The sequence below is a fragment of the Pseudoxanthomonas daejeonensis genome (assembly GCF_022637495.1).
Lineage (GTDB): Bacteria > Pseudomonadota > Gammaproteobacteria > Xanthomonadales > Xanthomonadaceae > Pseudoxanthomonas > Pseudoxanthomonas daejeonensis.
Genome location: NZ_CP093331.1, coordinates 1,298,720 through 1,324,439, shown reverse-complemented (window position 1 = coordinate 1,324,439; position 25,720 = coordinate 1,298,720). Strand labels below are relative to the sequence as shown.

General features: G+C 67.2%; 24 protein-coding genes. 17 read left to right on the top strand and 7 right to left on the bottom strand.

Annotated elements, in window-relative coordinates; translation table 11 throughout:
- Nucleotides 1-54: 54 nt before the first annotated feature.
- Nucleotides 55-846 (top strand): hypothetical protein, encoded by a 792-nt coding sequence (locus MNQ95_RS06040; protein WP_241954111.1) that lies wholly within the window; start codon nucleotides 55-57, stop codon nucleotides 844-846.
- A 9-nt stretch (nucleotides 847-855) separates the two neighbouring features.
- On the opposite strand, the gene MNQ95_RS06035 is transcribed toward MNQ95_RS06040, so the two are convergent.
- The 3 genes from MNQ95_RS06035 to MNQ95_RS06025 form a co-directional block, all read right to left on the bottom strand.
- Nucleotides 856-2,118, bottom strand: a complete 1,263-nt coding sequence (locus MNQ95_RS06035) for a heme biosynthesis protein HemY (RefSeq protein ID WP_162408238.1) — start codon at nucleotides 2,116-2,118, stop codon at nucleotides 856-858.
- Between the two features lie 2 nt (nucleotides 2,119-2,120).
- Nucleotides 2,121-3,107 (bottom strand): uroporphyrinogen-III C-methyltransferase, encoded by a 987-nt coding sequence (locus MNQ95_RS06030; protein ID WP_162408094.1) that lies wholly within the window; start codon nucleotides 3,105-3,107, stop codon nucleotides 2,121-2,123.
- Nucleotides 3,108-3,220: 113 nt separating this feature from the next.
- The gene (locus MNQ95_RS06025) at nucleotides 3,221-3,982 is read right to left on the bottom strand and encodes a uroporphyrinogen-III synthase (RefSeq protein ID WP_241954110.1); all 762 of its coding nucleotides are present in this window, start codon (nucleotides 3,980-3,982) and stop codon (nucleotides 3,221-3,223) included.
- Nucleotides 3,983-4,035: 53 nt separating this feature from the next.
- Between MNQ95_RS06025 and MNQ95_RS06020 the strand changes: the two genes are divergently transcribed.
- The 5 genes from MNQ95_RS06020 (at nucleotide 4,036) to MNQ95_RS06000 (ending at nucleotide 7,137) form a co-directional block, all read left to right on the top strand.
- The gene (locus MNQ95_RS06020) at nucleotides 4,036-4,491 is read left to right on the top strand and encodes a YiiD C-terminal domain-containing protein (protein ID WP_238390218.1); all 456 of its coding nucleotides are present in this window, start codon (nucleotides 4,036-4,038) and stop codon (nucleotides 4,489-4,491) included.
- Nucleotides 4,492-4,542: 51 nt separating this feature from the next.
- A complete protein-coding gene (locus MNQ95_RS06015; RefSeq protein WP_162408091.1) occupies nucleotides 4,543-4,962 on the top strand; it encodes a hypothetical protein in 420 nt (139 codons plus the stop codon).
- Between the two features lie 67 nt (nucleotides 4,963-5,029).
- Nucleotides 5,030-5,467 (top strand): rhodanese-like domain-containing protein, encoded by a 438-nt coding sequence (locus MNQ95_RS06010; protein ID WP_202922801.1) that lies wholly within the window; start codon nucleotides 5,030-5,032, stop codon nucleotides 5,465-5,467.
- A 102-nt stretch (nucleotides 5,468-5,569) separates the two neighbouring features.
- Complete coding sequence (gene secB, locus MNQ95_RS06005) at nucleotides 5,570-6,088, top strand: protein-export chaperone SecB (protein ID WP_162408090.1); 519 nt, start codon at nucleotides 5,570-5,572, stop codon at nucleotides 6,086-6,088.
- A gap of 23 nt (nucleotides 6,089-6,111) precedes the next feature.
- Nucleotides 6,112-7,137, top strand: a complete 1,026-nt coding sequence (locus MNQ95_RS06000) for an NAD(P)H-dependent glycerol-3-phosphate dehydrogenase (RefSeq protein WP_162408089.1) — start codon at nucleotides 6,112-6,114, stop codon at nucleotides 7,135-7,137.
- 220 nt (nucleotides 7,138-7,357) lie between these two features.
- On the opposite strand, the gene MNQ95_RS05995 is transcribed toward MNQ95_RS06000, so the two are convergent.
- On the bottom strand, nucleotides 7,358-7,912 hold the full coding sequence (locus MNQ95_RS05995; protein WP_241954109.1) for an OmpO family porin: 555 nt from the start codon (nucleotides 7,910-7,912) through the stop codon (nucleotides 7,358-7,360).
- A gap of 753 nt (nucleotides 7,913-8,665) precedes the next feature.
- Between MNQ95_RS05995 and MNQ95_RS05990 the strand changes: the two genes are divergently transcribed.
- The 6 genes from MNQ95_RS05990 to MNQ95_RS05965 all read left to right on the top strand — a co-directional run bounded on the left by MNQ95_RS05990 (nucleotide 8,666) and on the right by MNQ95_RS05965 (nucleotide 16,766).
- Complete coding sequence (locus tag MNQ95_RS05990) at nucleotides 8,666-9,370, top strand: HAD family hydrolase (RefSeq protein ID WP_241954108.1); 705 nt, start codon at nucleotides 8,666-8,668, stop codon at nucleotides 9,368-9,370.
- Nucleotides 9,371-9,380: 10 nt separating this feature from the next.
- Complete coding sequence (locus tag MNQ95_RS05985; protein WP_241954107.1) at nucleotides 9,381-10,334, top strand: sugar-binding transcriptional regulator; 954 nt, start codon at nucleotides 9,381-9,383, stop codon at nucleotides 10,332-10,334.
- A 183-nt stretch (nucleotides 10,335-10,517) separates the two neighbouring features.
- Nucleotides 10,518-13,553: a TonB-dependent receptor domain-containing protein gene (locus MNQ95_RS05980; protein ID WP_241954106.1), complete on the top strand. Its 3,036-nt coding sequence runs from the start codon at nucleotides 10,518-10,520 to the stop codon at nucleotides 13,551-13,553.
- Nucleotides 13,553-14,485 (top strand): glycerophosphodiester phosphodiesterase family protein, encoded by a 933-nt coding sequence (locus MNQ95_RS05975; protein WP_241954105.1) that lies wholly within the window; start codon nucleotides 13,553-13,555, stop codon nucleotides 14,483-14,485. The genes MNQ95_RS05980 and MNQ95_RS05975 overlap by 1 nt, the downstream gene beginning before the upstream one ends.
- Nucleotides 14,482-15,357 carry a glycerophosphodiester phosphodiesterase gene (locus tag MNQ95_RS05970; RefSeq protein ID WP_241954104.1) on the top strand — a complete coding sequence of 292 codons (876 nt, stop codon included), beginning with the start codon at nucleotides 14,482-14,484 and terminating at the stop codon, nucleotides 15,355-15,357. The genes MNQ95_RS05975 and MNQ95_RS05970 overlap by 4 nt, the downstream gene beginning before the upstream one ends.
- Before the next feature lie 38 nt (nucleotides 15,358-15,395).
- Entirely contained in the window at nucleotides 15,396-16,766 is a 1,371-nt protein-coding gene (locus MNQ95_RS05965; protein ID WP_241954103.1) for an alkaline phosphatase family protein, read from the top strand.
- A gap of 88 nt (nucleotides 16,767-16,854) precedes the next feature.
- On the opposite strand, the gene MNQ95_RS05960 is transcribed toward MNQ95_RS05965, so the two are convergent.
- The gene (locus MNQ95_RS05960; RefSeq protein WP_241954102.1) at nucleotides 16,855-17,943 is read right to left on the bottom strand and encodes a substrate-binding domain-containing protein; all 1,089 of its coding nucleotides are present in this window, start codon (nucleotides 17,941-17,943) and stop codon (nucleotides 16,855-16,857) included.
- Between the two features lie 176 nt (nucleotides 17,944-18,119).
- Between MNQ95_RS05960 and MNQ95_RS05955 the strand changes: the two genes are divergently transcribed.
- From MNQ95_RS05955 to MNQ95_RS05935, 5 genes are all read left to right on the top strand, one after another.
- A complete protein-coding gene (locus tag MNQ95_RS05955) occupies nucleotides 18,120-19,133 on the top strand; it encodes an ABC transporter substrate-binding protein (protein WP_241954101.1) in 1,014 nt (337 codons plus the stop codon).
- A 103-nt stretch (nucleotides 19,134-19,236) separates the two neighbouring features.
- The gene (locus tag MNQ95_RS05950) at nucleotides 19,237-20,046 is read left to right on the top strand and encodes an ATP-binding cassette domain-containing protein (RefSeq protein ID WP_241954100.1); all 810 of its coding nucleotides are present in this window, start codon (nucleotides 19,237-19,239) and stop codon (nucleotides 20,044-20,046) included.
- Nucleotides 20,043-21,284 carry a sugar ABC transporter permease gene (locus MNQ95_RS05945; RefSeq protein ID WP_241954099.1) on the top strand — a complete coding sequence of 414 codons (1,242 nt, stop codon included), beginning with the start codon at nucleotides 20,043-20,045 and terminating at the stop codon, nucleotides 21,282-21,284. Before MNQ95_RS05950 ends, MNQ95_RS05945 begins: the two co-directional genes overlap by 4 nt.
- 33 nt (nucleotides 21,285-21,317) lie before the next feature.
- Nucleotides 21,318-22,034: an SDR family oxidoreductase gene (locus MNQ95_RS05940; protein ID WP_241954098.1), complete on the top strand. Its 717-nt coding sequence runs from the start codon at nucleotides 21,318-21,320 to the stop codon at nucleotides 22,032-22,034.
- A 39-nt stretch (nucleotides 22,035-22,073) separates the two neighbouring features.
- The gene (locus MNQ95_RS05935; RefSeq protein WP_241954097.1) at nucleotides 22,074-23,684 is read left to right on the top strand and encodes an FGGY-family carbohydrate kinase; all 1,611 of its coding nucleotides are present in this window, start codon (nucleotides 22,074-22,076) and stop codon (nucleotides 23,682-23,684) included.
- A 187-nt stretch (nucleotides 23,685-23,871) separates the two neighbouring features.
- On the opposite strand, the gene MNQ95_RS05930 is transcribed toward MNQ95_RS05935, so the two are convergent.
- Nucleotides 23,872-24,789 (bottom strand): carbohydrate kinase family protein, encoded by a 918-nt coding sequence (locus MNQ95_RS05930; RefSeq protein ID WP_241954096.1) that lies wholly within the window; start codon nucleotides 24,787-24,789, stop codon nucleotides 23,872-23,874.
- Nucleotides 24,790-24,946: 157 nt separating this feature from the next.
- Nucleotides 24,947-25,714 carry an SDR family NAD(P)-dependent oxidoreductase gene (locus MNQ95_RS05925; RefSeq protein WP_241954095.1) on the bottom strand — a complete coding sequence of 256 codons (768 nt, stop codon included), beginning with the start codon at nucleotides 25,712-25,714 and terminating at the stop codon, nucleotides 24,947-24,949.
- Between the last annotated feature and the right edge of the window lie 6 nt (nucleotides 25,715-25,720).

Here is a 25,720-nt window from a genome sequence, read left to right as displayed (position 1 = left end):
TTCGGGGCACCGTGCTGCTATCGTGGATCGCGGACAAGACGCGAAGGGGCGCGGATGAGCCGGATGGCAGCGTGGGCGTGCGCGGGGGTGTGGCTGGCGGTGGTCGCGGCCGGACCGGCACAGGCATTGACCATCATGGAGATGGATTACCAGTGCCCCGTCGGAGGCGAGCGCTTCCGCCAGGAAACGGCAGGCTCGGGGACGGCCTTCGGCCACTACCTGGACGGCCAGGCCTACGGGCCGATCATGTCCCCGTGGCCGCTGGCGAAATGCCCCGGCAACGGTTTCGTCATGTATCGCGATGATTTCAGCCCGGCGGAACTGGAGGTGCTGACCGCCTTCGTCCAGGGCCAGGCATACCAGCAGCTGCGCCAGACCGAAACGACATACTGGCTGGCGGCGTCCCTGCAGGAGGCGCTCGGCGTGTCCTTGGTCGATCGCGCCGGCACCCTGATGCGCGCGACCTGGCAAGCGTCGCCGGCGCAGTACCCGCATTACGTGGAAGCTGCCGCCACCGCCTTCGCCGCCGCCTGTCCGGATGATGCCGCGCACACGCAGCGCGACGAGCAATGGCTGTACTGCCAGCTGATCCGCGGCGAATGGGAGCGTCGGTCCTCGCGCTTCGATGCCGCCCGCGCACGCTTCGAGCGCCTGCAGCCGTTGCCGCCGCAGCTGGTGGGTGATGCCGATGCGCGTGCCCAGTACGCATCCGAAGTGGCCCAGCAGCTCGCGCTGGTGGAACAGGGAGACGCGCGCAGGACGATGGCCTCCATGGCCGGGAAGGACGCAGGCGTTGCAGGGGATGTCGAGGCCGCCGCCGATGCGGCAGCCGACCCGGGCCGCTGAGCTTCCGCGTCAGTCCTTCAGTCGCGGGATGCCGTGCGCGTCGCGGTCCTCGCCCACCGCCAGGTCGTAGATCTTCTCGCGCAGGTCGCGGCCAGGAAGTTCCTCGGCAGCTTCGCCACGTGCGGCATGCAATGCGTTGGCATACGCGCGCCGCGCCAGGCCTTCTTCGCCGGCCGCAGCGAACCCGGCACCCATTTCTTCCCATGCTTCCGCACCCGCCCCCTGGGCGATGGCGCGATGCAGGAAGTCCTGCGCCTGCAGCCATTGGCCCTGCTTGCGCGAAAGCCGCGCGAGCGCCAGCAGCAGGGCCGGGCTGGCCGGATGTGCCTGCAGCCAGCGCTGGGCGCTGGCACGGCGCGAATCGACATGGCCGACCGCCAGGCTTCCATACAGGTCGGCAAGCGACTCGTCCCAGCGCGCGTCCAGCGCCTGCTCGAGATGGCGCAGCGCGGCCTCGTCCCAGCGCAGCGCGGCGGCGCGGGCGGCATAGGCGGCCACCACCGGTGGTTCGGTGCGCAACGGCTTGGGCATGGCTTCCCAGCGCTCGGCCAGCAGGTTGGCATCGGCGGCTTCGCGCAGTGACTGGGTGGCGAGTTCCATCTCCAGTCGTGCCAGCTCCGCTTCGGGCAAGGCCGACTGCTGGCGCAGCGCGCCGAGCAGGCCATAGGCTTCACCGGCGCGGCCGATGCTCTTCAGCGCGCGCGTGCGCAACAGCAGTCCGCGTGGCGGCAGCGGTTGAGCGGCGGCGACGTCGAGTGCATTGATCGCATCGACCGGCAGGCCACGTTCGAGCAGGCGTTCCCCGGCAAGCATCGCGTGTGCGGCGGGATCGCGTGTGGCCAGCGCGGTCAGCCAGCCTTCGGCGGCGGCCGGATCGCCGCGGCCGTCGGCCGCGCGCACCGCAGCGGCCAGCGCGATCGCGCCGACTTCGGGGTCGTCCACGGCTGCGGCGAACAGACGCTCGGCGCGCAGCCAGTGGCCGCCCTGCAGCGCGCGCAGCCCCTCGATCAGTCGCGCGCGACCCTGGCGCTTGCGATAGCGGCCCCAGATCCGGAACGGCAGGCGCAGCAAGGACCATGCGGCAGCGAGCACCAGCCACGCCAGCAGCAGCAGCAACGCCGCGCGTGGCAGCGTCGTGCTGTAGTCGTAACCGCCGCTGCGCACGATCACCTGGCCCAGGTCCGAGGCGTTGTGCTGCGCCAGCCACTGCGACCCGAGCACGCCGAGCACGGCGACCACCAGCAGCGCGACCAGCCAACGGTACGGCTTCATGTTCATGGCGCGTCCCTCCCGTCGCGCAGGGCCCGCAGCTGCGGCAGCGTGCTGTCGAGCAGCGGCGACTGTGGTTGCAGCGGTGCCTCGCGCATCGAATCCAGTTCACCGAGAACATCGTGCAGCGCAGGTGAATCAGGCCATAAGCGGGCGATCCACGCCGCACTGCGGTTCAGCGCGGTATGGAAGCCGTCAACGTCGCCGCGTTCCAGGGCCGCGCGCGCCAGGGTCAGCTCCACCTGCAGCGCATCCGCGCCCTCGCGACGCTGCGCGGCGCCCATGAGCGCGTTGCTGCCTGAGGGCCGGATTTCCAGCAACGGCGAAAGCAGGCGCTGCCACAGTGGCAGGCGTGCCTGCCGCGTGGCGGACACGGACGGCTCGCGAGGCAGTTGCCCGAGTGCTTCATCGAGCGCCTGCAGCCGCCGGGCCAGGTTCGCGCGCGGACCGGGGCCGAGCGCATCGAGCGCGGCGCGTTCCGCGGCGAGAGTCTGGCGCAGGTTGAGCACGGCCGTATCGTCGAGGTCGTCGAGCATGCCTGCGGCCAGCGCATAGGCGCGGCGCGCGCCATCCAGGTCGCCGGCCAGGTGCAGGCGTTGCGCGCCCGCGACCAGCGCCAGTTCCGCTTCGTCCAGGCGCAGGGCCTGGTGGCCCTGTCGACTGTTCGCGTCGAGCCTGGCCACGGTGTCCTCGAGCAGCGCATTGCGCTGGCCCAGGCCCAGCACTTCGTCGCGCAGCACGCGGTTGGACGCGGCGGCATCCTGCAGCAGTCGGCCCTGCGCGCGCAGGTCGCCGCGCAGCGTGTCCATGCGCTGGCCGAGCGCATCTATCTGGCGCGCGTCCTCCTGTGCCTGCACACGTGCCTGCTGCTGGCGCTGGTGCCAGCCATGCCATCCGGACCAGCCGGCCACTCCCAGCGCCAGCACCAGCAGTGCGGCGACAGGCGCGCGCCAACGGACGCGGCGGGAAGCGGCGGGAGAAACCTCGTTCACGGGAGCGTCCTTGTCCGTGGGCCGCTGCCGCGTCGTCAACCGTGACGTGCGTCGTACCGGCGACCCTGTCGAAAGGATCGCTTGGCGCCCGTGGCGCTGCAAGCGCAACCAGTTCAGACCTTGGTCGACAGCGCCTCGACCGCGGCCCGGACCAGCGCCGCCGGGCGCGGACTGCCGGCGACCACCACCCGTTGCCAGCCCAGCTCGCGGGCAAACCCGGCCAGGCGCGGGCTGGCGGCGGCCACCGCTGCGCCCTGCAGGACCCGCAGGGCCGGAGGCGGCAGCTGCGGCAGCACCAGGCGCAGGGCCAGCTCGCTGCTCAGGGCCAGGCAGGCTGGCGTCTGGAGCGCTGCCAGCCGGGCCACCGCGGGCGCCGTCAGAGGCAACGGCTCCCGCTGGTAGACATCGGCGCGGTCCACCCGGGTGCCGCGATCGGCCAGCGTGGCCGCGAGCAGTCCACGCCCCTCGGGGGCGGTTACCAGGCCGACCCGGGTGGCACCGGCCAGGGCCGGCAGCGCCAGCAGGCCTTCGCTGTCCATCCTCGATGGCGCCTGCACCCGCCCGATGCCGGCCCGGCGCAGTGCGGCGGCCGTACCCGCACCCACCGCCAGCCACTGCTGCGCCGGCGCGGCGGAAAGCGTCCGCAGCGCGACGGCGGCACGGACCGCGGCAGGGCTGGTGAACACCAGGACCGGAGCGTCCAGGGCCACTTCGAGCGCCTGCCGGCTGGCCGCATCGTCTCGCAGCCGTATCCGCCAGGGCGACAGCGGCAGCAATCCACCGCCATGGCGCGCGGCGGCGCGGCGCGGGGCTGAATGATCGGCCTGCGCACGCAATGAGATCAGGTACCAGGCGGGCGGACGTGGCGCGGACATTGCGGCATTATGCGGGCCCCGCGCGTGGGACCACGCGCCCGTGGATGTATCCGATGATCGAAGCTTCAAGCTTGGCCGCACTGCGCACCCACCTGCAGTCGATCCCGCAGGTCCGCGCAATGCAGGTCGAGATCGTGGGCGAAACGGCCGGGCGCCTGCGCCTGGACGCGCCGCTGGCACCGAATATCAACGACAAGGGCTCCGCTTTCGGCGGCAGCCTGGCTTCGCTGATGACCCTGGCCGGCTGGGCCCTGGCCACCTCGCGGCTGGCCGACGCAGGGCTGAAGGCCGAGGTCTACGTCGCCGACAGCACCGTGCGTTACCTGGCGCCGCTGGAGGCCGACCTGCGGGCGGAGGCCTGGCTGGAGGAGGGTGGCTGGGAAACCTTCGTCGCCACCTTCCGCCAGCGCGGCCGCTCCCGGTGCCGCATCGCCGCCTGCGTCCGCCTGCCCGACGGCGGCGAGGCGACCGTGTTCAGCGGGCGCTTCGTGGCCCTGCGCCCGGACTGAGCACCGCTTCGGCCCTGCTAGGATGGGTCGTATCCGCCCCGGAGCCCCTGCATGCGCACGATCCCGACCCTGCTGCTCGCCTGGCTGATGCTGCTGGCGATGCCGCACGCCGAGGCCGCCGGTGGCAGTTCGCGCAAGCTCGAGCAGGCGCAGACGGTGTTCTCTTCGGCCATGCGCTGGAGCGACTACGAAGGCGCCTGGCAGATGGTCGACCCCGCCTTGCGCGAGGCGCAGCCGCTGACCGACCTGCAGCTGGAGCGCTACAACCAGTTGCAGGTGTCCAGTTACCGCGAAGGCGGCAATGGCGAACTGGAGGACGGCACGGTGGTGCGGTCGGTCGAGGTTGGCGTGATCAACCGCCACACCCAGGCCGAACGCTCGGTCCGCTACCAGGAAAAGTGGCGCTGGGACCCCAAGGCCAAGCGCTGGTGGCAGGTGGCCGGGCTGCCCGATTTCTGGGAAGGCAAGTAGCCGCGGCGCGTCGCGACCGGGGGCTGTGCGACAATCGCCGCCCTTTCCGCTGCCGATCCCGACTGTCGTGAATGCAGAAACCCTGATGGCCTTCTTCGGCCGCCACCCCATGCTGTCGATGGCGCTGGCAGGCCTGACCGTGGCCATCGCCTACACCGAGATCGCCCGCCTGTTCCGTGGCTACAAGGCGCTCAAGCCGGCCGAGCTGACCAGCCTGGTCAACCAGGGCGGTGCGCTGGTGGTGGACCTGTCGGCGATCGCCGATTTCGAGAAAGGCCACATCCCCGGCAGCCGCAACGTGATCCCCAGCCAGTTCGACCCGCAGGGCAAGCTGCTGGCGGGCAAGCAGCAGTCGCCGGTGGTGCTGGTGTGCCGCAACGGCATGGCGTCGGCCGATGCGGCCAAGAAGCTGAAGAAGGCCGGTTTCGAGCAGGTCCACTGGCTCGAGGGTGGCACCGGCGCGTGGGACGCGGCCGGCCTGCCGCTGGTCAAGGGCCGCGCCTGACATACCCCCGGCGGAGCGGCCATGCCCGGGTGGGCATGCCATAATCCGGCGTTCACTGCGATCAATGCTGGTCGCGTTCCCAATGCATCTGGAGTTCCTGAAATGTCCGACGAAACCACCAACGGCGCCGCCGTCGCCCAGCCGGAAGCCGCGGGTCCTGCTTTCAGCGTCGAGAAGATCTACGTCAAGGACGTTTCCTTCGAGGCCCCGGGCGCCCCGGGCATCTTCAGCGAGCCGGGCCAGCCGGACCTGCAGCTCAACCTCAACCAGCGCGTGCAGCGCCTGAACGAGGCGCTGTTCGAGGTCGTGCTGACCGTCACCCTGACCTGCAAGGTCGGCGACAAGACCGCGTACGTGGCCGAAGTCGAGCAGGCTGGCGTGTTCGGCCTGGTCGGCCTGCAGCCGCAGGCGATCGACGTCCTGCTGGGCACCCAGTGCCCGAACATCCTGTTCCCGTACGTGCGCCAGACGGTCGGCGACCTGATCCAGGCTGGCGGCTTCCCGCCGTTCCTGCTGCAGCCGATCAATTTCGATGCGCTGTACGCCGAGACCCTGCGCCAGCGCCAGCAGCAGGCGGGCGCCGCTGAAGCGGCCCTGGCCGAGCCGGTCGGCAACGCCTGAGCCTGCAGTCCCGCGCCGGCCCCGTGACTGCCGTGCCTGACACCCTGGCGGTCCTCGGCGCCGGCTCGTGGGGCACGGCGCTGGCCACCCTGGCCGCGCGCAACGGCCTGGCCACCACCCTGTGGGGCCGGGATCCGGCGATGGCCGCGGCGATCGACCGCGACCACCAGAACCCGCGTTACCTGCCCGGAATCGAACTCCCGGCGACCCTGCGCGCCACCACCGACCTGGCCGCCGCCGTCCGCGGTGCCAGTTGGGTGCTGGTCGTGGTGCCCTCGCACGCGTTCACCGAAACCCTGCATGCGCTCAAGCCGCTGCTGCCGGCCGGTGCCGGCGTGGCCTGGGCGACCAAGGGCTTCGAGCCGGGGTCCGGGCGCTTCCTGCACGAGGTGGCCGAGGACGTGCTGGGCGCGGACGTGCCGCTGGCCGTGGTCACCGGCCCGTCATTCGCCAAGGAAGTCGCGCTCGGCCTGCCCACCGCGGTGACCGTGCATGGCGCCGATGCGGAGTTCGCCCAGGTCGTGGCCGACACGCTGCACGGCCCGGCCTTCCGCGCCTACACCGGCAACGACATGGTCGGCGCCGAACTGGGCGGGGCGATGAAGAACGTGCTGGCCGTCGCCACCGGCGTGGCCGATGGCATGGAGCTGGGCCTGAATGCCCGCGCCGGCCTGATCACCCGCGGCCTCAACGAAATGCTGCGCCTGGCCGCGGCGATCGGCGCCCGCCCGGAAACGCTGATGGGCCTGGCCGGCCTCGGCGACCTGGTGCTGACCTGTACCGGCGACCTGTCGCGCAACCGCCGCCTGGGCCTGGCCCTGGGTCGTGGCCAGCCGATGGGCGAGGCGATCGCGCAGATCGGGCAGGTGGTCGAATCGGTGCAGACCGCCGACGAGGTCATGCGCCTGGCCGACCGGCATGGCATCGAGCTGCCGATTTCCGCCGGCGTGCGCGCGGTGCTGCATGGGGACATCACCCCGGTCGACGGGCTGCGCCAGCTGCTGGGGCGCGAGCAGAAGCCCGAGTACCCGGACACCCTGTTCCGCTGAGTCGCGACCCCGTCGCGCGACCTGCGCGTCGCGCTGCGGCGGCCGTCCCGTGCCGACGTTGCCGCAGCGCGCTTTGATGCGCGCGCTTATCGCGCACATAAAAAGAGCCCGGCTTGCGCCGGGCTCCGGTCTGGCGTGTGGGGAGGGAAACACGCCAGTGAAACAAGCCGGGGAACGGGAGAGAGAGGGACCGCCCCCCGGCTATTGCACGCCTTTCGGCTTACCAGCTGAAGCGCGGACCGACGAACCACTGGGTGTCGCCGTCGACGAACTTCACGTCGCCGCTCACGCCCCAGTTCGGGTTGAACTTGGCCTGGGCGCCCACGCGGCCGTAGAACTCGCCGTCGTAGTTGTCGCCGTCTTCGTAGCCGGCCATCACGTAGCCCTCGAAGTTCGGGTGCAGCGCGCCGCGCACGCCGACTTCGGCGCTCCAGCCGTCGTAGTCGAAGCCGCTGCCGGCATCGAACTTCTCGTAGGCCACGCGGGTGACCAGGTCGGCGGACGGGGCGATCTCGCGGTTGTAGCCCACGCCGGCACGCCACTGGTCGAAGTCGATCGAGGTGCCGTCGATCTCCTGGTTGCTGTAGCCGCCGAACAGGTGGAAGTTCGGGGCGATCGCGACGGAGCCATCCAGGCCCCAGCCATCGGCGTCGGCGCCGTCGGTATTGGTCGCGGCGTAACCGCCCTGGACGTAGTTGTAGGACACGCCCTCGGCGGCCGAGGCGGCGAAGGGGGCGGCGGCGAGCAGGGTCAAGGCAAGCAGGGACTTCTTCATTGTTCTATCGACCTCTATGTCGGTTGTTATTTCCGGCCCTGAATGCGGCCGGTGAGCGCAATTATTCGTATCGCGCTGCAATCAATCCTGAATATCAAACTGACCGGTACATAAATTTGGTGCGCCGACTGGGAACTTCGGCGCCTGTGGCAAGCGCGTAGCACTGTTCGCTGGGAACGACCTAGGGAAATGCGGTCCACAGAAGAACCATGGAATCGCGGAACCGGCACGGCGATCGCAAGCCGCGCGCGCTCTCTTTGGTTCCAATACCGGGCTGCAACGAGGGCGAGCGCCACCGACAAGGAGCGCTGAGCCCACTGTTTGGCTGAAGGCCATTCTGCAACCGGGACCACTCGCTCAAGCGGTCACGGAGATCGAGCGCGGCAGGAGCGGCTCAAGCGTCGCCATGTGCAACGCTGACTGGAGTGCGCGGTTGAACAGCGGCCCGGTGCGGGGATGACTTCGATACTGCTCGCCCTTCGAAGCTGCTCGGACAGTTGTCGGCCCGCTCGCCTTGCCGATCTTCCGTGCGGGAGCGCGACCCAGAGCAGCCGAGACATGTCCGCTTGTTTGGCCAGGTGAGCCGACCCGCGGGACCCGGCCGATCAATCCCCCTAAACGAAAGCAGCGGTGGCCAGGTGGCGACGATTGCCCGGCCAAGCCCCCAAACCGGCCTATTTGATACATTTGCTCATCTAGATACGCTTTCGCTCACCTTGTATAGTGTCCACCCGACTGACGAGGTGGCCACCGGTGGACTCCGACCAAGCCTATTCACTGGTGATCTTCGATTGCGATGGCGTACTGGTCGACAGCGAGCCGCTCTCGCTTTCCGTCCTATCCGAGGCGCTGACCGGACAAGGACTGCCGGCCGACATCCCCTACGTCACCCGCCATTTCCTCGGCCGACAGCTGAGCACGGTGCGGACGCATGCCCTTTCCCAGCAGCTGGATCTGGCGCCAGGATTCGAGCACGACCTCAATACCCGCCTCGTCCAGCGGTTCCGCGAAGAACTCCTTCCCATCCCGCACGTGGCTGACGCTCTCGCGGGGCTTGGCCTTCCTCGCTGCGTGGCATCTTCCAGCGATCTCGCCCGGGTGAGGTTGAGCCTGGAGGTCACCGGGTTGGCGGCGTACTTCGGCGAAAACGTCTACACCGCCGAGATGGTGGCCCGTGGCAAGCCAGAACCCGACCTGTTCCTGTATGCAGCCCGCCAGATGGGTGTGGAGCCGGCTGCCTGCCTGGTGATCGAGGACAGCCCCTATGGGGTCCTGGCGGCACGAGCCGCAGGCATGGAGGTCTGGGGTTTCACCGGCGGAAGCCACCATCGCGAAGGCGACGATCCAGGTCGCCCCCTCCTCGAGGCGGGCGCCCACCGCCTCTTCGAGGACATGCGTAAACTAGGATCCGCCATTGCCGCGGCCCCGGGCAATGCGGGATACCCGTCCGCCTCCTAGGCAGCCGTACATGGCAAATGCTGACAACGAAACTACCCGCCTGGATGCCGCTGCCCGTGCAGGCTGGTTGTACTACATCGCCGGCAATACGCAGGATGAGATCGCCCGCAAGCTCAATGTGTCCCGGGCGACGGCACAGCGCCTGGTTTCCCTCTGTTTGTCCCAGCGACTGATAACTTTCCGGCTTGAGCACCCCATTGCGTCCTGCATGGACGTGGCCGCTCAATTGCAGGAACGATTCAACCTGCGCTTCTGCGAGGTCGCACCCAGCGACCCCGGCGATTCGGGCACCCTCGTGGGCATCGCCGAGCGCGCCGCCGCCCTGCTGGAAATCACTTTGCGCAGCGAGACGCCGAGCATCATCGGCCTCGGCACCGGGCGCGCGATGCGCGCCACGGTGGAGCGCATCCCCGCGCTGCAGACCAGGAATCACGTGCTGGTTTCGCTGGTTGGCAATATCTCCCCGGACGGCTCGGCCGGTCCCTTCGACGCGATCGCCAAGCTGGCCGATCTGACGGGCGCGCAGTCCTACCCGATGCCTTTGCCCGTGATACTGCCCACGCCCGAGGAATGCCAAAGCCTGCTCGAGATCCACGCGGTGAAGCGCATCCGCACGATCGCCCAGAACGCGACCTTGCGCCTGGTGGGCATCGGCCAGCTCGACCAGACTGCCCCGCTGCATGTAGACGGGTTCGTGAGCAGGACCGAACTGCTGGAACTCATCCGCCTTGGCGCCGTAGGCGAAGTCGTCGGCTGGGCATTCGACGGCAACGGAAAGGTGATCGAGGGCGGCAGCAACTTGCGTCTGACAAGCGTGCCCCATTCCTCACCCTGCACCGGCCTGACCATCGGGGTGGCAGCGGGCAGCGCCAAGGTCGCGCCGATCAAGGCCGCACTCAAGGGCGGCATCATCAACGGCCTCATCACCGACGAGAGCACGGCCCGAGCCATTCTGGCCGGCTGAGCCAGGCGCGCACGCGCCAACCCAAGCCTCTTTTTCGCAGCGGCATCGCCGCGGACTGCGCGTGCCTGCAGAGGATCGCCGTATGCTGCAATGCGGGATCGAAACTGCTTTACAACCCGTGCCCATCGTGAGCATATGCGCAACGCAAGGGTAATTGTTCACAGCCAAACGGGAGAAAGGTTGATGAAGTCATTCCATGCTGGGCCGAATAGGCGCCTGCTTACGACGGCGCTGCTGCTGGCGCTCGCACCATCGGTCGCGGCACAGACCGCGAATTCGACCCAAGAAGAGCCCGCGGGGGAGGGGCAGGAGCAAACGGCGAAGACGCTGGACAGCGTCGTCGTCACCGGTTCCCGCATCGCGCGTCCGGAGCTGGAATCGGTGATGCCGATTTCGGTCGTGGACTTCGAGGAAGTGAAGGAAAGCGGCCGCTTCACCGTGTACGACGCGCTGCTGCTCAATCCCGCGGTCGGCCCGGGCCTGGGCGAAATGAACTCGATGGGCCAGGAGTATGACAAGGGCGTCGCCAACATCGATCTGCGCGGCATGGGCACCAACCGTTCGCTGGTGCTGGTCGATGGACGCCGGTGGGTATCCGGCGGCGCGCGTACCGCGGCGGTCGACCTGAACACCATTCCTTCGGCGCTGGTTGAACGCATCGAAACCGTCACCGGCGGTGCTTCTGCGATCTACGGGGCTGACGCCGTCACCGGCGCCGTCAACGTCGTGATGAAGAAGCGCATGGACGGCACCAGCGCATCCTTCACCACCGGCATGTCCGAGCAGGGCGATGCGCGGCAGACGAACTTCTCGCTGGGATCGGGCTTCGACTTCCTGGAAGAAAGAGCCCACCTGGTTTTCGGCGTCAATTATGTCTACACCGACGACATACCGTTGCTCGATCGCTTCCAGGAGCGGATGGTCTACCAGGCCAATCCGGCCAACACCGGTCCGGATGATGGCATCCCCGACAACATCATCATCGACTTCCACCAGTTCTACCGTTCGCCCTATCCGACGTGGTGCGAGTTCAACGGGCGGACGCCGTGCGGAAACAACGCCATCAACGGCAACTGGTACCAGTTGATCGACGGGCAGGTGGTCAACGTCCCCCGCGACAGCTACCAGACGATCTCCAACAACGACACCGGCACCCAGAACGGCGGCCCGGACTCGACGTTCGGCATCTACGACTACATGCTGCTGCGCGACAAGTCCGAGAAGGCCTCGGCGTACGCGAACCTGGAAGTCCAGCTGACCCCGGAACTCGTGTGGAACACCAGTTTCGGCTACGCGACCACGTACGTCAGCGGTCACGCGCAGTGGCCGGGCCATCGTGACGACGTGCGCCCGACGAACTGGTGGGGAACCGACCCTGTGACCGGCGTGGCCCGCCCGGGCATGATCGCGCGCCTGAGTGATCCGTACCTGCCTGATTCCATGCGCGCCCACATGCAGGCCCTGGGCGTGAGCCAGATGCCGATGAGCCGGCATTACTCGCATCTGCCGATGTCCCGCGAGACCCACCGTCGCGATGCGATCAGTTTCGGCACAGACCTCAGTGGCAGGCTGACCGACTGGATCGACTGGCAAGGCTTTGTCCGCTGGGGCACGGTGGAGGACGACATCACCACCACGAACATGCTCGGCGTCAACGAATGGTTGCTGGCGCGCGACGTGACGGTGGATTCGGCAGGAAATCCCATCTGCGCCAGCGAAGCGGCGCGGGCAGCTGGCTGCGTTCCGACCAATCTCTACAGCACGGAAATGCCAAGCGACGCATGGCTCAACTATGTCATGCCCTACCAGCGTGACGAGCGCACCAAGAACAGCATGCTCAATGCCGGCTTCGGCATGAACGGAGAGCTGTTCAGCCTGCCCGCCGGCAGCGTGAGGTTCGCGGCCGGCCTGGAGTGGCGCGAGGAGAAGCTGGACACGCGCGACGATCCTGACACCGCCAAGCTCAACAACATCATCTGGTCGCCGGGCAATGACCACGCGCTGCACCCGGACATGCAGGCGAGCCGCCAGGTGTCGGAAGTCTATGGCGAAGTAGTGGTTCCAGTGTTGAGCGACATGCCAGGCGCGCGCAAGCTCGACTTCGAGGCCGCGTACCGGTACTCGCACTACAGCGACAACCCATCCACCAATACGTGGAAGCTCGGCCTGATCTGGACGCCGTTCGAAGGCGTGAGCCTGCGTGGCGTAAAGGGCTTCAGCATCCGCGTGCCGAACTTCGGCGAGCTGTATTCGCCGATTGGCATGGTCACGCTCGGGCACATCTCCGATCCGTGCCAGGACGTCCTGATCCTCCAGGACAGCGATCGCATGGCCAACTGCGCTGCTACGGTCCCCGGCTGGACCGGCCCCCTGCCGAGGCCGAACCAGAACACGCCGCGCGTTTACACCGGCGGCAACCCGGACCTCGAGCCAGAAACGTCCAACTCGTTCTCGTACGGCGTCGTGTGGCAGCCGAGTTTCGTGCGCGGCCTTGACCTGACCGCGGACTACTGGGAAATCGACATCGAGAACGTGATCACGTCGATCGCCTACGGCACGATCATGAACAACTGCGTCAACGCCAGCGGGGGCCCCGACATGGGGTACTGCCAGTTCGTGAACCGCCATACCACGAGCGGTACCGGGCACCAGGTGGGTGAAGTGGACTACGTGCAGGCGCAGTACGCCAACCTGGCCGGACGCAGGACCCGCGGCATCGATCTCGGAGCGCACTACGGTTTCGACCTCGGTCCGGGGCGCTACCGGATCGCCCTCAACGGCACGCGCAATCTCGAGCGCCGCGTCATTGCGCAGCGTGGCAGCGAGGGCAGCGACGATGCGGGGCAGTTCCAGTACCCGGACTTCAAGGCCACCATGCTGAACAAGTATGAGGTCGGTCAGTTCAGCTTCGGACTCACCACGCGCTACAACAGCAAGAGCCGGTACGAGATGAACGACCAGTCGCTGGAGACGCGCGAAATGCCGTACGTCCCGTCCTACTGGCTGCACGACTTGAACATCAGCTGGTTCCCGACCACGAGGTACTCGGTCTCACTGGGCATCAAGAACCTCACCGACAGCGAGATCAAGCACCCGGTGTTGCGTGCGTTCGCCACCACCCCCCACCTGAGCGCTGATACGGCGAATTCGAACAATGGCTCGGCCTACATGGATGCCATCGGTCGATACTTCTTCGTCACCCTCAAGGCGGATTTCTGATGCCAAAGCCAGCGATCCGTCTCGCACGTGTCGCGGTCGCCACCTGCCTGCTTGTGCAGGCGGGTGGCGCCCTCGGGCAAGCCTCCCAGGAAACGAATCCGGCACACAAGCTTCGCGATACAAGCCGTGTGCTGGTAATTGCCCATCGTGGCTGCGTAGGCGAAGCGCCAGAGGTCTCCGTGGCCTCGATCCATGCCTGCGCCGACAAGGGCATCGACGGCATCGAGCTGGACATCCGGAAATCCAAGGACGGCGCACTTGTCTCCATCCACGACGCAACGCTGGACCGCACCACCAACGGCACGGGGCGCGTTGCCGATTTCACCTCGGAGGAGCTGCGCAAGCTGCGTCTGCGCCGCGGCAACGGTGGACCGAGCGTAGTTGTCACGGACGAGCCCCTTCCCACGCTGGAGGAGATGCTGCTGGCCGCGAAGCAGCATGGCCTGATCGTCCACCTCGACATCAAGGCTGCCACCCACGCCGAAGTGGCCGAGCTGGTCAGGAAAGTCGGGATGCAAGGCCAGACGACCGCGTGGGTGACCGGTTCACCGGACGACTCCCGCCAGCCCGATGCCGGGGTGGCGGACGCGCTCGCCATCGTGCCTCGCATCCAGGACTGCCCCGCAGACGCGCCGGCAACCTGCAGGCCCAGTGATCTGGGGCAACTGATGGGGTTCGCGAAGTACAACCCGGCGGGGTACTTCCTCTGGTACCGAAGCACGCCGGAGTACTTTGCGGCCTTCAACGCGGCCAAGCGCCCGGAGGGCACGCGGCTGACCACCGAAACCTTGTGGGAGATCGACAGCCTGCCCCTGGCGCAACGCCATGCCGAGTACCGCAGGCTGCTGGATGCGGGCGCGACGCTGTTCCTGACGGACAAGCCCTCCGATATGGTGGATTTCCTTGGTCGTGAGCGGGAGGGTGGTCGATGAAGCTGCTTCAAACGATGGTCATGGTCGTCGCGGCGTCGGCCGCTTCGGCGGCGGCGGGCGCCAACAGGCCCGATGTCATCGCCCATCGCGGCGGCGCCCTGTTGTGGCCCGAGAGCACGATGTATGCGTTCGAGCAGGCCGCGCGGGCGGGCGTCGAGTACCTGGAGTTCGATCTGCAGATGACCGCGGACAACGAGCTTCTGGTCACGCATGACAACAACATCAATCCGACCTTCTGTACGGCGCCGCCGGGCATCGGCCTGACTCCCAAGCCCGTTCGCGTGCTGACCCTGGAGCAGAGCCGGAATTTCGACTGCGGCAGCAAATCCCGCGAAATCTACCCGGACGCCGAGAAGCGTGCCGCGGGCATGCCGACGCTGGAGGAGGTATTCCGCGCCTTCAAGGGCAATACCCGGATCAAGTATTTTGTGGAAACGAAGCTGCCGAAGGATGGCGCGCCGGGACGGGCGATCGATACGACCCTCTATGCGGCCAAGGTCGACCAGCTCATCCGCAAGTATGGCCTCGAGGACCGGGTAGTCCTGCAGTCCTTCGACTGGCGCACGATCAGCGCGATGCACGACCTCAATCCGCGCGTACGCACGTGCCCGCTGGGCGTGCCTCGGAACAGCCACGACTATGCTGCGACCCTGCGCGAACTGCACGCAAGCTGCATCGTCCTGGAGACGGACGAAACGACGCCGGCGCAGGTCAGGCAGTTCCAGCAGGACGGCGTGCTCGTCTTCTCCGGTGTGATCGACAAAGAAGATGACTGGCGCAAGGCCGTCGAGCTCGGCTACGACGCGATCTTCACCAATGACCCGCTGGGAGTGATCGGATTCCTCCCGAAGAGCCCCGCTCGCGCCCGCTGATCCGGGCGCTCCACTTCAGCCCCGTCGTGCAGAGGCCAATGAACACCGCATCCAAGCTCAACTTCGTCCTGGCCTCGCTACTGCTGGCGAGTCCCCTTGCGGCTGCGCGGGAGAACGAACGCGCGGTGCTGCTGATATCCGTCGATGGCCTCCATCCGGACTACGTGATCGAAGCACACCGGCTTGGCCTGCAGGTTCCGACCCTGCGCGAATTCGTGCGGAAAGGCGCTTACTCGACGGAGGTCGTCAACGTGACGCCAACCGTCACGTATCCCAACCACACCTCGATCATCACGGGCACCGCGCCTGCCGAGCACGGCATCAGGACCAACACGGTCTTCGATCCCGAGGGCGTCGAGAAAGGTGCATGGAACTGGTACGGCTCGCAGATCCGGGTGCCTACACTTTGGGACGCCGCCAAGTCGGGCGGCCTGACTACCGCCAGCGTGTTGTGGCCGGTGAGCGTGGCCCACCCGGCCATCGACTACAACATGCCCGAGTACTGGCGCACCAAGAAGACGGCTTCGGACAGCCACCTTCTTTATGCGGTAAGCACGCCGCGAGGATTCCTGGAAAAGGTGGCGGGTGCAGACAAGCTGTTCGATGCGGCCGACAACAGTGAAGAGTGGTCATTCGACGAGAAGCTGACCAGCATCGCGCTAGCGATGATCCAGGAGGCCAAGCCGCAACTCCTCACCGTCCATCTGACCGGCCTGGACAGCGCCCAGCACAAGCGCGGCCCCCTGCCGGCGAACGACGGGGCCAAGCGGGCGCTGGAGGAAACGGACGCGATGATCTCGCGCCTGATCGAAGCCCAGCGTGCGGTGTATCCAGGCTCGATCATCGCCATCGTTTCGGATCACGGCTTCCATCGGGTCGACGCGACCATCAACCTGAACGCCGCATTCGCCAAGGCCGGCCTCATCGCAGTGGACCAGGAGGGCAAGCTCCAGTCATGGAAGGCCTACTCCTGGAACTCGGGGGGCAGCGCCTCGGTCGTGCTCAAGGACAAGAACGACGTCGCAAGTCGCGACACGGTGGACGCGATCCTTGCCGCGCTGGAGAAAGACCCGGCCGGCGGCGTGGCAAGCGTGCTGCGCGGCGAGGCCGCGGTGAGGGAAGGTGCGCTGGAGGAGGCTTCATTCCTGGTCGACGCCAAGGGTGGCCTGGCCATGGGAGGCGCGCTGGCCGGAGAAACCGTGAGGCAGCAGGCGAATACGACGGGTGCGCACGGATATCGGAACACCCATCCGGAGATGAACGCGGCCTTCTTTGTGTTGGGCCCTGGCGTGAAGCCCGGAAAGAACCTCGGAAGAATGGATATCCGCCAGATCGCGCCGACGCTGGCGAACTTTCTGGGCGTATCTTTGCCCACGGCCACCGGAGAGCCGGTGCTGGTCGGGGAGTAGTCGCACTACAGTGTCGCGGGCTCCCCTGGACAGGTGGAGCGTGGCCGACCCGATTGACCGGCGGATGCAGTCCGCCCCTGTCGCAGGCTTACTGGCGCACCAGTGACGTCGGTATCTCCACGACGCCCGCGGCCTCGATCCTGCCGTCGATCATGTCGAACAGTACTTCCAGCATTCCTGGCACGTCCTGCTTCAGCATGAGGATGTTCGGTTCGAGCACGGGCACCATCGGGTCCCAGTCGAAGCAGCCGATGAAAGGGCGCGCGGCCGAATAGGCCGGGTTTGCATCGATCCACTGCACGACACCCTCGAGGGCGATCGTGGAGCTCACAAAGAACGCTTCCGGCGGGCTGCGGCCCGCGGCGACATGCGCATCCAGTGCATCGCGCACCTCGCCGGGCGAGTAGCCCTTGGCCAGGATGTTGGTGCGCCCGACCGCGATGCCGGCCTCGGCATGCGCCTCGCGGAAGCCCTTGATGCGCTCGACCGTGTTGTGGTCCTTCGCGCGCCCGCCGATGAACAGCAGTGGCTCGTCCGCGGCTCGCCGGCCCAGCGAGGCTTCCAGGATCCAGCGGGTCAGCTCCCTCGCGCCGCCGCGGTTGTCTGAAATCACCGAGGGCGCAAGCTTGCCGGGCAGGTCGAGGTTCAAGGAGCCCACGCCAGCGGAGGCGCAGAGCTCGGTGATGCGATCGGGATCCGTGGCGCCGGTCGCGATCAGGTAATTGACCTGGTGGGAGATCATCTCCCGCGCGGCCTGGATCTCCAGCCCGGCGTCGCGCTGCGTGCAGGTGACGATCGGGAACAGGCCGCGCTCGCGTGCCATCTCCTCGAACTTCTCTACGATTGACCCGAAGTATCGGTTGTCATACTTCGGCACGATCATTCCAATGAGATTGGACTTCTCGCGGCTCAATCCGCTCGCCTGCATGTTGACCGAGTAGTCGTACTCGTCGGCAAGCCGCTTGATCTTCTCGGCAAGCGCCGGACCGATCCGGCGCTTGCGCCAGGTGCCGTTGAGGACCGAACTGACGGCGGACGGCGATGCACCCGCCAGTTCCGCGAGGTCGTAGATCGTCGTGCGTTTTCCCGCGGTAACTCGCTTGCCGGCCAATGCTCGTCCCTCGACCGCCCCGTTCCCTTGCGGCGCAGCTTGACATCCTTGAGCCCCCCGAAGCAACCTAGCTCCACCGGTTGAGCATGGGTGCTCCACCGGTTGAACCAGCGGCGCCCAGCGCGCCCGGGAAAGCAGCGCCGTTGCAGCCTCTTGTGCGCGCCGGCCGCCGCCCCGGGCAAAACCGAACGATCCGGAGAAGCATCGATATGAATCCCATAAGGCTGGCAACGGGTGTTGGCATGCTCGGGCTGCTGCTCACCAGCGGCTGCAAGGTCCAGACCCAGGACACGATCGCCTTCCTGATGCCCGACCAGGGATCGACCCGCTACGAGGAGCGGGACTTCCCCGCCTTCAAGGCCGAGTTGGCAAAGCTCTGCCCGGACTGCGCGGTGATCTACCAGAACGCGAACGGGGACGCAGAGCTGCAGCAGCGACAGTTCAACGCCGCCCTGATCCAGGGCGCGAAAGTCGTCGTCCTCGACCCCGTGGACTCGTCCTCTGCCGCGGCCCTGGTGACGTTCGCCAGGTCGCAGGAAGTGAAAGTCATCGCCTATGACCGGCCTATTCCGGATACGCCGGCCGACTACTACGTTTCCTTCGACAACGAGGGCATCGGCTATTCCATCTCCAAATCGCTCGTCGACCACCTGGCCGCCACGGGCGTGCCCGCTGGCTCCGGCGTGCTCCAGATCAATGGCTCGCCGACCGATGCGGCCGCCGGCCTGATCGGCGACGGGATCCGTCGCGGTCTCAAGGAATCCGGCTACGCCACGCTTGCTGAGTTCGATACGCCGGACTGGAAGCCGAGCGAGGCCCAGCAGTGGACGGCGGGCCAGATCACGCGCTTCCGTTCGGAGATCAAAGGCATCGCCGCAGCCAATGACGGCACCGCCGGTGGCGCCATCGCCGCCCTCAAGGCGGCTGGCGTCGATTCGCTCCCGCCCGTCACCGGCAACGACGCGGTGATCGCAGCGCTTCAGCGCGTGATCTCCGGCGACCAGTACAACACCATTTCCAAGCCCTCGGAAATTGTCGCTGCCGCTGCCGCAAACGTCGCCGTCAAGCTGCTCAGGGGCGAGGTGCCCGAACCCAAGGCGACGCTCTTCGACACGCCGTCGGAACTGTTCGTCCCGACCGTCGTGACCAGGGAAAACATGAAGGCGCAGATCTTCGACACGGGCATCCACACCCCGGAGCAGGTCTGCACCGCCGAGTATGTCGAAGACTGCAAGGGCCTTGGCATCCTGAATTAACCGGCGCCTGCCGAAGTCCCGCCAGTTGGCGCATCCCGGCCGGGCGCGGCTGCCCGCCGGATGCCGTCATGCGCGAGCACGTCCAGATACGGAGACCACCGCAATGACCGATACGGCGAAACGCCCGCCCCCAGGCGAGACGATTCTCAGCATCAAGGGCGTGTCAAAGAATTTCGGCGCAGTTTCCGCGCTGACCGATGTAAGCCTCGACGTGCACGCCGGTGAAGTGGTCGCGCTGGTCGGCGACAACGGCGCGGGAAAGTCGACGCTGATCAAGATCCTGGCGGGTGTGCATCAGCCGACATCGGGCTCCATCGAGTTCAACGGGAAGTCGGTCAGGCTCGACAGCTCCGCGACGGCCCTCAAGCTCGGCATCGCCACCGTGTTCCAGGACCTGGCCCTGTGCGAGAACCTGGACGTCGTGGCCAACCTGTTCCTCGGCCACGAGCTCAACCCGATGTGCCTGGACGAAGTCCAGATGGAAGTTCGCGCATGGACGTTGCTCAAGGAACTGGCCGCGCGCATTCCTTCGGTGCGTGAGCCCGTGGCGTCCCTGTCGGGCGGGCAGCGGCAGACCGTGGCGATCGCCCGTTCGCTGCTGCTGGATCCGCGCATCATCATGCTCGATGAGCCCACCGCTGCCCTGGGCGTGGCCCAAACCGCCGAGGTCCTCAATCTGATCGAGCGGGTACGCGAGCGCGGACTCGGCGTGATCATCATCAGTCACAACATGGAGGATGTCCGGGCCGTCGCCGACCGCATCGTCGTGCTGCGCCTGGGCAGGAACAACGGCATCTTCGAGCCCCATGCGAGCAACCATGAGCTCGTCACCGCGATCACCGGCGCGAGCGAGAACGCCGTATCACGCCGCAGCCAGAGAAAGGCGGCGCAAGCCGAGGGGGAAGCGCAATGAGCAGCGAAACCACGAAAGCACTCGACCGTTCCGACGAGCGGGTCAGGCACGACGACAGCATCGCGGGCGCCATCGGCGCCTTCTACGATCGGGTCCGCTCGGGCGATCTCGGGATGCTGCCGGTGGTGGTCGGCCTGGTGGTCATCTCGATCGTGTTCACCAGCTTGAATCCGCTGTTCCTGGATCCCAACAACCTGGTCAACCTGCTGTTCGATTGCGCAACCGTCGGCGTCATCTCGCTCGGAATCGTCTGCGTCCTGATGCTGGGCGAGATCGATCTGTCGGTGGGGTCGATGAGCGGACTGGCTTCCGCGATCGTCGGCGTGGTCTGGGTCAACATGGGCTTGCCCCTGCCCCTCGCCATCCTGCTGGCCGTAGTCGCCGGCGCCGTGATCGGCGCGGTCTACGCGACCCTGCTGAGCTGGATCGGCATGCCCAGCTTCGTGTCGACCCTGGCGGGCCTGCTCGCGTTGCTGGGCTTGCAGCTCTACCTGCTGGGGAATGCCGGATCGATCAACCTCCCCTACGCATCGGCTCTCGTGAGCTTTGGCCAGCTCATGATCATGCCTGACTGGCTTTCGCACCTGGCCGCGCTGCTGCCGGGACTGGCCGTCCTGCTCACGGGCATGCACACCGCCAGGCGCCGCCGCGCGGTCGGGTTGTCTGCGCAATCCGCTGGAGCGCTGCTGACCAAGGTCGCCGCATTGACGATCGCGCTCCAGTTCGCGGCGTGGTATCTCAACCTGGGTCGCGGGGTGCCGTGGATGTTCGGTCTCTTCGTGCTGCTGGTGGTGATCCTCGACTACGCGCTCACCCGGACGCGGTGGGGCCGCTCGATGTTCGCGGTAGGCGGCAATCGCGAAGCGGCGCGTCGCGTGGGCATCAACGTCAAGCGCGTATACCTCTCGGCGTTCGTGCTGTGCTCGAGCCTGGCCGCGCTGGGTGGCCTGCTGTCGGCGGCCCGCCTTGCCTCGTCGAGCCAGCAGGCCGGCACCGGGGACGTAAACCTCAATGCCATCGCGGCGGCGGTGATCGGTGGCACCAGCCTGTTCGGCGGTCGCGGCAGCGCCTATTCGGCACTGCTGGGGATCATCGTCATCCAGGCGATTTCCAATGGGCTGACGCTTCTCAACCTGCCGTCCAGCCTGCGCTACATGATCACGGGTGGCGTCCTGGCGATCGCCGTGATCGTCGACTCGCTCGCCCGCCGCTCCCGCGCGGCGCACGGCCGTAGCTGACCGGTAACCAAGGAGAAAAGAATGTCGGAACAGATGAAAGGGAAGGTCGTCGCGATCACCGGTGCAGCATCGGGCATTGGCCGGGAATGCGCCCGCATCCTCGTCGCCTCGGGCGCCAAGGTGGTGCTGATTGACCGGACAGCGGACCGCCTGGAGGCAGTCTGCGACGAGATGGGCCCGAACGCGCTGCCCTTGGAGGTCGACTTGCTCGATGGCCCCCAGGTATCGGCCATGCTGCCGCGCATCCTCGAGCTGGGCGGGCGCCTCGACGCTTTCCACGCCAATGCGGGCGCCTACATCGGTGGCGTGGTGGCGGAGGGCGATCCAGACGCATGGGATCGCATGCTGAACCTGAACATCAACGCCGCGTTCCGGTCGGTGCACGCCGTGCTGCCGCACCTGATCGCGCAGAAGTCGGGCGATATCCTGTTCACCTCTTCGGTCGCTGGCGTCGTTCCGGTGGTCTGGGAGCCGATCTACACCGCATCCAAGTTCGCGGTGCAGGCGTTCGTCCATTCCACGCGCCGCCAGGTCGCGCCGCATGGCGTGCGCATCGGCGCAGTGCTGCCCGGACCGGTGGTCACCGCTTTGCTGGACGACTGGCCGAAGGCGAAGATGGAAGAGGCAATCGCCGCTGGCAGCCTGATGCTGCCGAAGGAAGTGGCCGAAGCCGTCCTCTTCATGCTCACGCGTCCACCCGGGGTGACCATCCGCGACCTGGTCATCATGCCCAGCACCCACGACATCTGATCAGACACCCGCTACATCCTCCATCGTGGAAGCACTGAAATGAGCAGAACTGACGAGCGCCTCGTCCTGGGCATCGATGTCGGCACCGGCAGCGCGCGCGCCGGCCTCTTCGACCTGTCAGGCCACATGGTCGCTTCGGCCAAGGCCGAGCTGGAAATATGGCGTGGACCGGGCGCCATGGTCGAGCAGTCGTCCGCGCAGATCTGGGATGCCGTCTGCCGCTCGGTACGCGCCGCGATGCACGAGGCCAAGGCGAGCCCCCGCCAGGTGGTCGGCATCGGCTTCGACGCGACATGTTCGCTCGTCGTGTTGGGCGAGGAGGGCGTCTCGCTTCCGGTCGGGCCCTCGGAAGATCCTGCGCGCGACGTGATCGTCTGGATGGATCACCGTGCGGTCGGGCAGGCGGAGCGCATCAATGCCGATGGACACGACGTGCTCAAGTACGTCGGCGGACGCATCTCGCCCGAAATGCAGACGCCAAAGCTGCTCTGGCTCAAGGAGAACCGCCCGCAGGTCTACGCCAAGGCCTGGGCGTTCTTCGACCTGGCCGACTTCCTGACATGGAAGGCCACGGGCGATCTTTCCCGCTCGACATGTACGGTGACGTGCAAGTGGACCTATCTTGCCCATGAGCGGCGTTGGGACCCGACCTACTTCGACAGGATCGGTCTTGGCGAGCTGGCCAACGACGGCTTCGTCCGCATCGGCGCGCATGTGGTCGACCCGGGCATCGCGCTGGGCGCGGGTCTTACCGAGGCCGCGGCCGCGGACCTCGGCCTGGCGCCCGGCACAGCCGTGTCGACGGGCATGATCGACGCCCATGCCGGCGGCATCGGCACGGTGGGCATCGAGGGCGACCCGTTCACGAACATGGGGTACGTGTTCGGCACATCCTCCTGCACCCTGACTTCGACCGTCGAGCCGAACTTCATGCCCGGCGTCTGGGGGCCGTACTACTCGGCCCTGATCCCGGGCACCTGGCTCAACGAAGCCGGACAGTCCGCCGCAGGCGCGGCGATCGACCAACTGGTCGAATGCCATCCTGCAGCGGGCGAGGCGCAGGCGCTGGCGCGCGCCCGCGGCATTCCGGTCTCGGAGCTGCTGACCGAGAGGCTGTTGGCCAGGGCCTCGTCGCTCTCCGAGGTCGCCCGGGTAGCGGAAGGACTGCATGTCGTGCCGGAATTCCTCGGCAATCGCTCGCCGTTCGCTGATCCCCATGCCCGTGCCGCGATCGTCGGGCTTGGCATGGAACGGGACCTCGACAGCCTCGCGGTGCTCTACCTGGCCGGCGTGTGCGGCGTCGGGTACGGCTTGCGGCAGATCATCGAAACCCAGGCCAAGGCGGGCGCGTCGGTCGAGAGGATCGTCATCAGCGGCGGTGCAGGCCAGTCACGCCTGATCCGCCAGCTGCTGGCCGACGCGGTCGGCAAGCCGCTGATGGCTCCACAGGCCGCGGAACCTGTGCTGCTGGGTGCCGCAACGCTCGGCGCGGTCGCGGCAGGCCTGTTCCCGGACATCCGTGCGGCGATGGCCACGCTCAGCCACCCGGGCGAAACCTGCCTGCCGGCGGGCGGCGAGATCGCCAGCTTGCATGACCGTCGCTTCGAGGCGTTCAAGCGCCTGCAGCATCTCGCCCGCGATATACGCTGAGCAGCGCGAGAAGCGGATCCGCACCGGGTGTGCTGGCCATCGCACGAGGCGATGGCCGCAAACACGCCCGGCACGGATTCCGGCGGCGAGCTTCCCGCCCTGAAGTATCGCCCGCGTGGCGAACCGCATACCTGTCGCGACCACTGGACAGGACGCGCGGCTACGCGGGAGGTCTCCCGTCCGCGCGTTATGCCATCTCTTGCGCGTAAGGCGGATTGGCGCCCTCGCGTGTGCAGGTGATCCCCGCAGCGCGCGTGGCATAGGCCAGGACCTGTTGAAGGCGCTGCGGCGATGTGGATGCCTCACGCAGGGCCGAACGGTCCGGCAAGCAGGAGAGCAGGGCGGCCTGGAAGCTGTCGCCGGCCCCGACCGTGTCGACGACGGCAACTTCGGATGCGGGAAGCTCAACGCGGGCGTGCGCAGTGTAACCAAGCGCGCCGCCGCCACCGCGTGTCACCACGAGCACCTGGACCGGCGACTGCAACCACGCTTGTGCAATCTCGTCGACTTCCATGCCGGGATGGAGCAGCGCCAGATCCTCCTCGCTGACCTTGACGAGGTCAGCGAGCTGCCGCCATCGCGTCACGCGATCGCGCCAGACCTGCATGTCCGGCTCCACGGTCGCTCGCACGTTCGGGTCAAGGGAGATCAGCCGGCGCCCGCGTTGCTGTTCCGCCAGCGCGAAGTAGGCAGAGGCCGTGGGATCGGTCACCAGCGTGTAGGATCCGAAGTGCAGCCCTTCGACGCGATCTCCCAGGGTCGGCAATTCGGACTGGACGATCTCGCGATCAGCGCAACCGTCGCCGTAGAACGAATACTGCGGTACACCATCCCCGTCCAGCGCCACCAGAACGACGGTGGTCCGGTGCGGCTTGTCGATGATGTAGTCCAGGCACACGCCCTCGCGCACGAGCACGTTGCGTAGGCGGCGGCCGAGCACATCGGTGGACAGGCCGGCCAGGAGGCCAGCCCGGTGGCCGAGTCGGGTCAAGCCGATGGCGACGTTGAAGGGCGAGCCACCGGGACGCGCCGCCAGCTCCAGCACGTCGCCGCGTTCGCCCTGGGCGAAAACGTCGAACAGCGCCTCTCCGCAAACTAGATACATCGAACGTTGCCTGTGCCGCGTCAAGCCAGAGGATACGGCGGGGGTGCATTACCCCCGCGGGGTTTCCGGTCCATGGTGGGCGTCTGCGAGCAGGCGCCGGACCGCGTGTTACCCATGCCGCCGCCGTCGGCAACGCGGCATGGGCCGAAGCGCTGGCCTACCAGCAGGTATAGCCGCCATCGACCAGCACGACGCTTCCGGTCATCAGGCTGGAAGCCTTGGAGGAAAGGAACAGCGCCACTGACGCCACTTCCTCGACTTCGCCCAGTCGCGCCATCGGCGTGCCGCCGATCCAGGCGTCGTACATCGCGGGATCGTCCTTGACGAAGGCGTTGAGCGGTGTCGCGACATAGGTCGGCGCCAGTGCATTGACCCGGACGCCCCGCGAGGCCCACTCGGCGGCCAGGGACTTGGTCAGGTGGTGTACCGCCGCCTTGGAAGCGTTGTAGTACGCCTGTTCCTGTGGCTTGTTGACAATGAAACCGGACATGGAGCCGATGTTGACGATGGTGCCTTCGCGCTTCTCCAGCATGTGCTTGCCGAAGGCGCGGCAACACCAGAAGGTTCCATTGAGGTTGACGTCGATCACGTTGAGCCAGTGCTCGTCGGCGACGTTCTCGGCCGGCGTCTGGCTGCGGGCGATGCCGGCGTTGTTGACCAGGATGTCGACCTTGCCGTACTTGGCGACCAGCTCGTCGGCGACGGCGTTGACGCGCGCAGGGTCGGTAACGTCCATCTGCGTGATCTCGGCGTCCAGTCCCTTGCTGCGCAGGGTGGAAAGGCCCTCCCCGGCCACGGCCAGGTCATGGTCGGCGATCACGACCTTGGCGCCGGCCTCGGCGAGCGCTTCGACGATAGCCAACCCTATGCCGCGACCTCCGCCTGTGACCACAGCCACGCGTCCGTCGAGTTTGAACATGTCCATGTACAT